The sequence below is a fragment of the uncultured Senegalimassilia sp. genome, from assembly GCF_934632265.1.
Lineage (GTDB): Bacteria > Actinomycetota > Coriobacteriia > Coriobacteriales > Eggerthellaceae > Senegalimassilia.
On the sequence record NZ_CAKTYH010000098.1, the window covers coordinates 1 to 7,422 of the forward strand.

General features: G+C 68.2%; 6 protein-coding genes. All 6 read left to right on the forward strand.

What is annotated here, in order from left to right; genetic code table 11:
* Positions 1-1,171 (forward strand): formate--tetrahydrofolate ligase (locus Q0H50_RS07375; protein ID WP_294420971.1); only part of this gene is annotated, 1,171 nt, incomplete at its 5' end.
* 204 nt (positions 1,172-1,375) lie between these two features.
* Positions 1,376-1,987, forward strand: a complete 612-nt coding sequence (locus Q0H50_RS07380; RefSeq protein ID WP_294420972.1) for a cyclodeaminase/cyclohydrolase family protein — start codon at positions 1,376-1,378, stop codon at positions 1,985-1,987.
* A gap of 36 nt (positions 1,988-2,023) precedes the next feature.
* A complete protein-coding gene (locus tag Q0H50_RS07385) occupies positions 2,024-2,890 on the forward strand; it encodes a bifunctional 5,10-methylenetetrahydrofolate dehydrogenase/5,10-methenyltetrahydrofolate cyclohydrolase (protein ID WP_294166786.1) in 867 nt (288 codons plus the stop codon).
* A gap of 136 nt (positions 2,891-3,026) precedes the next feature.
* Complete coding sequence (gene tsaE / locus Q0H50_RS07390) at positions 3,027-3,641, forward strand: tRNA (adenosine(37)-N6)-threonylcarbamoyltransferase complex ATPase subunit type 1 TsaE (RefSeq protein ID WP_294420974.1); 615 nt, start codon at positions 3,027-3,029, stop codon at positions 3,639-3,641.
* A 109-nt stretch (positions 3,642-3,750) separates the two neighbouring features.
* On the forward strand, positions 3,751-6,330 hold the full coding sequence (gene tsaD, locus Q0H50_RS07395; RefSeq protein WP_294420977.1) for a tRNA (adenosine(37)-N6)-threonylcarbamoyltransferase complex transferase subunit TsaD: 2,580 nt from the start codon (positions 3,751-3,753) through the stop codon (positions 6,328-6,330).
* Positions 6,331-6,640: 310 nt separating this feature from the next.
* Positions 6,641-7,384, forward strand: coding sequence for a bifunctional demethylmenaquinone methyltransferase/2-methoxy-6-polyprenyl-1,4-benzoquinol methylase UbiE (gene ubiE, locus Q0H50_RS07400; RefSeq protein WP_294420979.1), 744 nt, complete (start codon positions 6,641-6,643; stop codon positions 7,382-7,384).
* The last annotated feature ends 38 nt before the right edge of the window (positions 7,385-7,422 follow it).

Genomic DNA, 7,422 nt, shown 5'->3' on the forward strand with positions numbered 1-7,422 from the left:
GCGCAACATCGTGTGCGGCCTGGGCGGCAGGGCCAACGGCGTGCCGCGCGAGGACGGCTTCGACATCACCGTGGCCAGCGAGATCATGGCCATCTTCTGCCTGGCCACCAGCATTACCGACCTGAAGGAGCGCCTCGGCCGCATCGTGGTCGGCTACACCTTCGACGACCAGCCCGTCACCGCGCACGACCTGCACGCCGAGGGCGCCATGGCCGCGCTGCTCAAGGACGCGCTCAAGCCCAACCTCGTGCAGACGCTCGAGGGCACGCCGGCGTTCGTGCACGGCGGCCCGTTCGCCAACATCGCGCACGGCTGCAACTCCATCATGGCCACGCAGATGGCCCGCGCGCTGGGCGACTACGCCATCACCGAGGCCGGCTTCGGCGCCGACCTGGGTGCTGAGAAGTTCCTGGACATCAAGTGCCGCCTGACCGGCCTGAAGCCCGACGCCGTCGTCGTGGTGGCAACGGTCCGCGCGCTCAAGAACCACGGCGGCGTGGCCAAGGACGCGCTCAACGACGAGAACCTGCAGGCGCTCGAGGCCGGCCTGCCCAACCTGCTGCAGCACGTGGAGAACATCACGAACGTGTACAACCTGCCGTGCGTGGTGGCCATCAACCGCTTCCCCACCGACACCGAGGCCGAGCTGAAGCTCGTCGAGGACAAGTGCCGCGAGCTGGGCGTGAACGTGGCCCTGTCCGAGGTGTGGGCCAAGGGCGGCGAGGGCGGCCTGGCGCTGGCCGACGAGGTCGTGCGCCTGTGCGAGAACGGCGACGAGGCCGGCCGCAGCGCCGACACGTTCCAGTTCTCCTACGGCGATGACCTGAGCCTGCGCGAGAAGATCGAGGCCGTGGCGAAGAACGTCTACCGCGCCGATGGCGTCGACTTCGAGGCCAAGGCCGCCAAGGAGCTGGCGAAGCTGGAGAAGCTCGGCTTCGGCGGCATGCCCGTGTGCATGGCGAAGACCCAGTACAGCTTCAGCGACGACCAGACGAAGCTGGGCGCGCCGCGCGGCTTCCGCATCACCGTGCGCGACGTCAAGGTCAGCGCCGGCGCCGGCTTCGTGGTGGCGCTCACCGGCAACATCATGACCATGCCGGGCCTGGGGAAGAGCCCCGCGGCCTTCAAGATCGACGTGGACGAGACCGGTAAGATCACGGGGCTGTTCTAGTCCCGGACGCTGAGCGACTGGGTGGTGTCCAGTCGCTCAGACAGTCCTGCTTTGGCAAAAGCCCCACTGGGGCTTTTGCGTCGTGCGGAACTCGCTTTGTGGACACCACCCAGCCACTCAGCTGGGTAAACTGCTCGTAGGGTTGCTGGGTCCCGGCGTCGAGCTTGCAGACCGCTTGTGCGGTTGAAAATGGAAAGGAAGCGTATGGATACTTCGTTCGTCGAGGAGCTTGCCTCGGCGGCCCCCACGCCGGGTGGCGGCGGGGCCTCGGCATATTGCGGCGCGCTGGCCTGCGCGCTGGCGTCCATGGTGGGCAACCTGACCGTTGGCAAGAAGACGTATGCCCAGGTCGAGCCTGAAGTGTACATGCGCCTGGAGAAGCTGGCGGACCTGCGCGGGCGCCTGCTTTCCCTGGTGGGCGCCGACGCCGAGGCGTTCGGCCCGCTGGCGGCGGCCTACCGCATGCCCAAGGACACGCCCGAGCAGCTTGCTGCCAAGCAGGCCGCCATCCAGGATGCTCTTATCGGCGCCACCGAGGTGCCGCTGGACATCATGCGCACGGCGGCCGCGTGCGTGGAGCACGCCGATTTCCTGGCGCGCAACGGCAGCCGCATGGCGCGCAGCGATGCGGGCGTTTCCGTGGCGTTCGCCCGAGCCGCCGTGGACGGCGCCAGCTTGAACGTGTACATTAACGCGGCGTCCATCGACGACGCCGAGAGGGCCGCACGCTACCGCGACGAGGCGGATCGGCTCGTCGCGCAGACGCGCGAGCACTGCGACGAGGTGTTCGCGTTCGTGAAGGATGCGGTCTCGTAAACGGCCCGCAGGCCGATAGATGAAGGTGGAGAAAACGTGGCAGAGTTGTTGAAGGGCAAGCCGGTCGTCGACCGCATGGCCGAGGATATGCGGGGGCGCATCGCCGCGCTCGAGGAGCAGGGCGTGAAACCCACGCTGGCGCTGGTGCGCCTGGGGCAGCGTCCCGACGACCTGTCGTACGAGCGCACGGCGGTCAAACGCGCCGCCGGCCTGGGCATCCACACCAAGCCCTACGTGCTCGACGAGTTCGCGCCCGAAGCCGCGCTCAAGGCCACGTTGCAGTCCATCAACTACGACAAGACGGTGCACGGCTGCCTGATGTTCCGCCCGTTGCCCACGTTCATGGACGAGAAGGCCATGTGCAACACGCTGACCGCGGCGAAGGACGTCGACGGCATCTCGCTGGCGTCGCTGGCCGCGGTGTTCACCGACGCGCCGGACGGTTTCCCCCCTTGCACCGCGGCGGCGTGCGTCGCCATCTTGGAGCACTACAAGGTGCCCATCGTCGGCAAGCACGTGGTGGTCATCGGCCGCAGCCTGGTGGTGGGCAAGCCCGTGTCCATGATGCTGCTGCGCCGCAACGCCAGCGTCACCATCTGCCATAGCCGCACCGAGAACCTGCAGGAGATCAGCCGCTCGGCCGATATCGTCATCTGCGCCACGGGCCGCGCTCGCGCCTACGGCCGCGAGTACTTCCGCCCGGGCCAGACGGTGCTCGACGTGGGCATCAACTTCGACGTGCACGGCAAGCTGTGCGGCGACGTGGACTTCGACGAGGTGGAGCCCATCGTGGACGCCATCACCCCGGTGCCCGGCGGCGTGGGCACCGTGACCACCAGCATGACCATGCAGCACACCGTGGCCGCCGCCGAGGCCCAGCTGAAGGAACGCCTGAAAGGCTAGCCGAACGCCCGCTCTTGCAGCGGGCGTTTTCGCGTGCTGCGGCGGGTGGGCCGTGGAAGCCGTTTTCCCCTGCTTATCCGCCGTTTTCGTGGGTGGGGTGCATGTTTGCGCGCATTGGCGTATGATGTGCTGCATTATGGCTAACGGACTGACATACGCACGTAAAACCGCGTCCACGGAGGCGACGAAGCAACTGGCCGAAACGCTGGCTCCGTACCTGCATCCGGGCGACGTGGTGGTGCTTTCGGGCGATTTGGGCGCCGGCAAAACCCAATTTGTGCAAGGCGTGGCCGCGGGCCTGGGCATTTCCGCCCAGGTTACCAGCCCCACGTTCAACATCCTGCTGGAGTACCACCAGGGGCGTCTTCCGCTGTACCACTTCGACCTGTATCGCCTGGACGAGCAGGACGAGCTGGAGGACACGGGCTATTACGACACGATCGACGCCGATGGCGTGTCGTTCATCGAGTGGGGCGAGAAGTTCCCCGGCGCGCTGCCGTACGGCTACCTGGAGATCCGCATCCTGGTGACGGAGGACGGTGGCCGCCGCGTGCTCGCGCATGCGCTGGGAAACCGCGCCCGTCAGCTGCTCACCGTGTGGGCCAACGACTCGAAGGCGCGCCTGTCGAAGAGCACGGCCAGCGCCGGCGGCTTCATCGTGCCGGGTGGCGCCCCCATCAACACGGGCTCCATCCCGCCGATCAAGGTCGCGGAGGCCAAACCCGCCGATTCGCCTGCAGAAACGCTCTGATCGCCCGTTGCCGCGCCCGACGCGGCCCGGACGGACGCCGCGCGGCAAAGCGGCGTCTTGCGGCGAAACCGGCCATATAGGAACCATATTCGAAAGCAAGGGGAGCACTGTGCCTGAAACCGCATATGCGTTGGCGTTCGATACGGCGAACGAGGTGATCTCCATCGGGCTGGGCCGTTTGAACGCCGCGGCATGCGCGGTGGAGCCGGTGGCTGCGGTGGAGGTGGCGGCGCATCGCGCGTCGAACACGCAGCTGCTCGTGCGGGTGGACGCTTTGCTGCGCGAAGCCGGCGTGGAGCGCGGCCAGCTGGCGTGCGTGTGCGTCGGCCGCGGCCCGGGGTCGTTCACGGGCGTGCGCATCGCCATGGCCACGGCCAAGGGCGTGGCGCAGGCGCTCGGCGCCGCGCTGGTGGGCGTGTCGTCGCTTGACGTGGTGGCCTGGCATGCGTGGGCCTCGGGCGTGCGCGGTCGGCTGGCCGTGATCGCCGACGCCATGCGCAAGGAGGTTTACCCTGTCCGCTACGCGCTCGATGATGCGGGCGTGCACCGCCTTGAGGCCGATCGCGTGGTGAAAGCCCAGGTCGCAGCCCAAGAATTGGTCGACGAAGCATCTTCCGATGCCGCGGCGGACGCGTTGCAGCTGACGGGCGACGGGCTTGCGAAGTATGCGGAGCTGTTCGCCCCAGCGGGCACGCTGCTGCCCGAGGAGCTGTGGGCGCCCACGGGCCGCGGGCTTTTGCTGGCGCTGCAGGACGCGTGGCGCACGGGCGCGGCCGACCCGCTGGACGCGAAGCGTCACAACCCGGCGTTTTTGCTGCCGGTGTACACGCGCCTGTCGGACGCCGAGGAGAACGAGCGCATCCGCCTGGCGAAGAACGATCCGAAAAACCTTGCCACCGGCGTGCAGGACGCCGCGCCGCGCCGCGACCAGCGCGCCACCATGCACGACACGGCGGTGCTCAACGCGCGTCCCGACGAGCACGGCATCACGTACAAGCCGCTCGATGCCGCGCACGCCGAGGACGTTGCCGCCATGGAATCCCAGGTCATGGGCTCGGACGCATGGAATGCCGCACTGGTGGCCGATGAGCTTCCGCGTGCCGACCGTACCTGGTGGGCGGCCTATGCAAGCGGGGAAGGCCCCGATGCGGGCTGCGCCGCAGGTTCCGAAGGCGCCTCTTCCGCGCGTGGCAACGTGCTGGTCGGCTATGCCGGCGGCATGGTGATCGACGGGCAGGTGCAGATCCTCAAGATCGGCACCGATCCGGCGTGGCGCCGCCGCGGCATCGCGCGCCAGCTCATCTCGCGCGTGGCCTCCGACGCCCGCGACCTGGGCGCTACCACGTGCTCGCTCGAGGTGCGCGCGTCCAACGCCGGCGCGCAGGCGTTCTACGAATCGCTCGGCATGCACTCCATCGGCAAGCGCCCGCACTACTATTCCGACCGCGAGGACGCCGTCATCATGGAGGGCCCGCTGCAGGGTGTCATCGGCTCCTCGGCCGTCGGCGGCGCTGCCGACGCGAGGGCGTTGCGCGCCGTCACCGAGGACGCCGGCATCCAGGAGTCCCCGGTCGACGTCGCCGGCATGACGCTGCGCGTGGACGAGGCGCACGATGCGCAGAAGGCCGCCCAGCCCGCCGCGCAGCTCGAGCGCCCGCTCATCCTGGCCATCGAAAGCTCCTGCGACGAAACGGCCGCGGCCATCGTCGACGGCAAGGGCAACCTGCTCTCCGACGTGGTGGCAAGCCAGATCGACTTCCATTCCCGCTTCGGCGGCGTGGTCCCCGAGATCGCCAGCCGCAAGCACATCGAGGCCATCTGCGGCGTGTGCGACGAGTGCCTGGACGTTGCGGCGCAGCGCCTGGGCATGGAGCGTCTGACCTGGGCCGACCTGGACGGCGTGGGCGTCACGTACGCGCCGGGCCTGGTGGGCGCGCTGGTGGTGGGCGTGGCGTTCGCCAAGGGCGCGGCCTGGGCCGCCGACAAGCCGCTGGTGGGCGTGAACCACCTGGAGGGCCACATGTACGCCAACAAGATCGGCGCGCCCGATTTCGCCCCTCCGGCGGTGGTTTCCCTGGTCAGCGGCGGAAACACCATGCTCGTGCACATGCGCGGCTGGGGCGATTACCGCGTGCTGGGCGCCACCATCGACGACGCGGTGGGCGAGGCGTTCGACAAGGTTGCCAAGGCGCTGGGCCTGGGCTACCCGGGCGGTCCCGTGGTGTCAGCGCAGGGCGCCAAGGGCAACCCGAAGGCCATCGAGTTCCCTCGCGCCATGATGCATTCGGGCGACATGCGCTTCAGCCTTTCGGGCCTGAAGACCGCCGTGGTCACCTACATCAACAACGAGCGCGCCGCGGGCCGTGAGCTCAACGTGCCGGACATCTGCGCCAGCTTCGAGGCCGCCGTGGTGGACGTGCAGGTGAAGAAGGCCGAGATGGCGCTGCGCGAAACCGGCGCGCCCACGTTCTGCCTTGGCGGCGGCGTGGCGGCCAACCCCGTGCTGCGCGCGGCGTACGAGAAGCTGTGCGCGAAGATGCGCGTGCGCCTGGTCATGCCCCCGCTTTCGGCCTGCGGCGACAACGCCGGCATGATCGCCCTGGTGGCGCTCGACCGCTTCCGCCAAGGGAAGTTCTACGGCCTTGAAACCGATGCGCAGGCGCACGCGGACCTGGAGCAGGAGTACTAGCAGCAGGGACGCTAGCGGGTGCGCGGCCGCTGGTGGTAAGGCGCGCAAAACGGCCTTCGCCGGCGTTTTGCCTGATGGGCGTGACTTTGCCGCTTGCGCCTTGCGCAGGTTGCGTGTTCGCGCCTCCTTCGCTGGCGCTCGGTCGCTGCGCCGTCGCAGCCGCAGCTTGCGTGTTCGCTTCATGCCGTTCGCGCGGCGCGGCTGCGCGAACGGCTATACTGGAATGTCGAACGAACGGCCCGCGCAGGGCCAGCTTGATGAACGCGCCCGGGTTCGCCGGGCGCGCACGATACGCAAGGAGCAGCACCGCATGGCCATCGATACCGCCACCGGCAAGGAAGCGCCGGCAGAGATCTCGTCCGAACGCGTGAAGGACATCTTCTCCAGCATCGCGAAGAAGTACGAGCGCTTCAACGCCATCTCCAGCTTCGGCGCTTACAAGATGTGGCTGGCGGGCATGATGAAGCAGGCTCCCATCAGCGCAAACGACGATGTGCTCGACATCGCGGGCGGAACGGGCGATGTCAGCTTCACCGTGGCGCGCGCCAAGCATCCGCGCCATATCCAGTGCACCGACCTGGTCAACGAGATGCTCGACGTTGCCCGCGCGCACTACGCCGACGGCGCGGCCGACGGCGTGCCGGTGGATTTCGAGGTGGTCGACGCGCAGGACATCCCGTACGCCGATGCCAGCTACGACGCCATCACCATGGCCTATGGCATCCGCAACATGCCCGACCGCCCGCGCGCGCTGTCGGAGATGTATCGCGTGCTCAAGCCCGGCGGCAGCCTGGTGTGCCTTGAGTTCAGCACCCCGCCCAACGCCGTTTGGCGCGCGCTGTACAACTTCTACCTGAAGCACCTCATCCCGTTCTGGGGCGGGCTGATCACGGGCGACCGCGACGGCTTCGTGTATCTGTCGAAGTCCATCAAGGCGTTCCCCAACCAGCAGGGCCTGGCCCGCATGATGGAGGATGCCGGCTTCACGGACGTCACCTGGAAGAATTACACCGGCGGCATCGCCGCAGTTCACGTGGCGAAAAAGCCCGAGTAACCCGCAGCGATCTTAAACGACCGCGAGCGCCCCTAGGC

Coding starts and splice junctions, on each gene's coding strand:
- Q0H50_RS07380 (WP_294420972.1), top strand. CDS start 1,376: ATGGATACTTCGTTCGTCGAGGAGCTTGCCTCGGCGGCCCCCACGCCG.
- tsaE (WP_294420974.1), top strand. CDS start 3,027: ATGGCTAACGGACTGACATACGCACGTAAAACCGCGTCCACGGAGGCG.
- ubiE (WP_294420979.1), top strand. CDS start 6,641: ATGGCCATCGATACCGCCACCGGCAAGGAAGCGCCGGCAGAGATCTCG.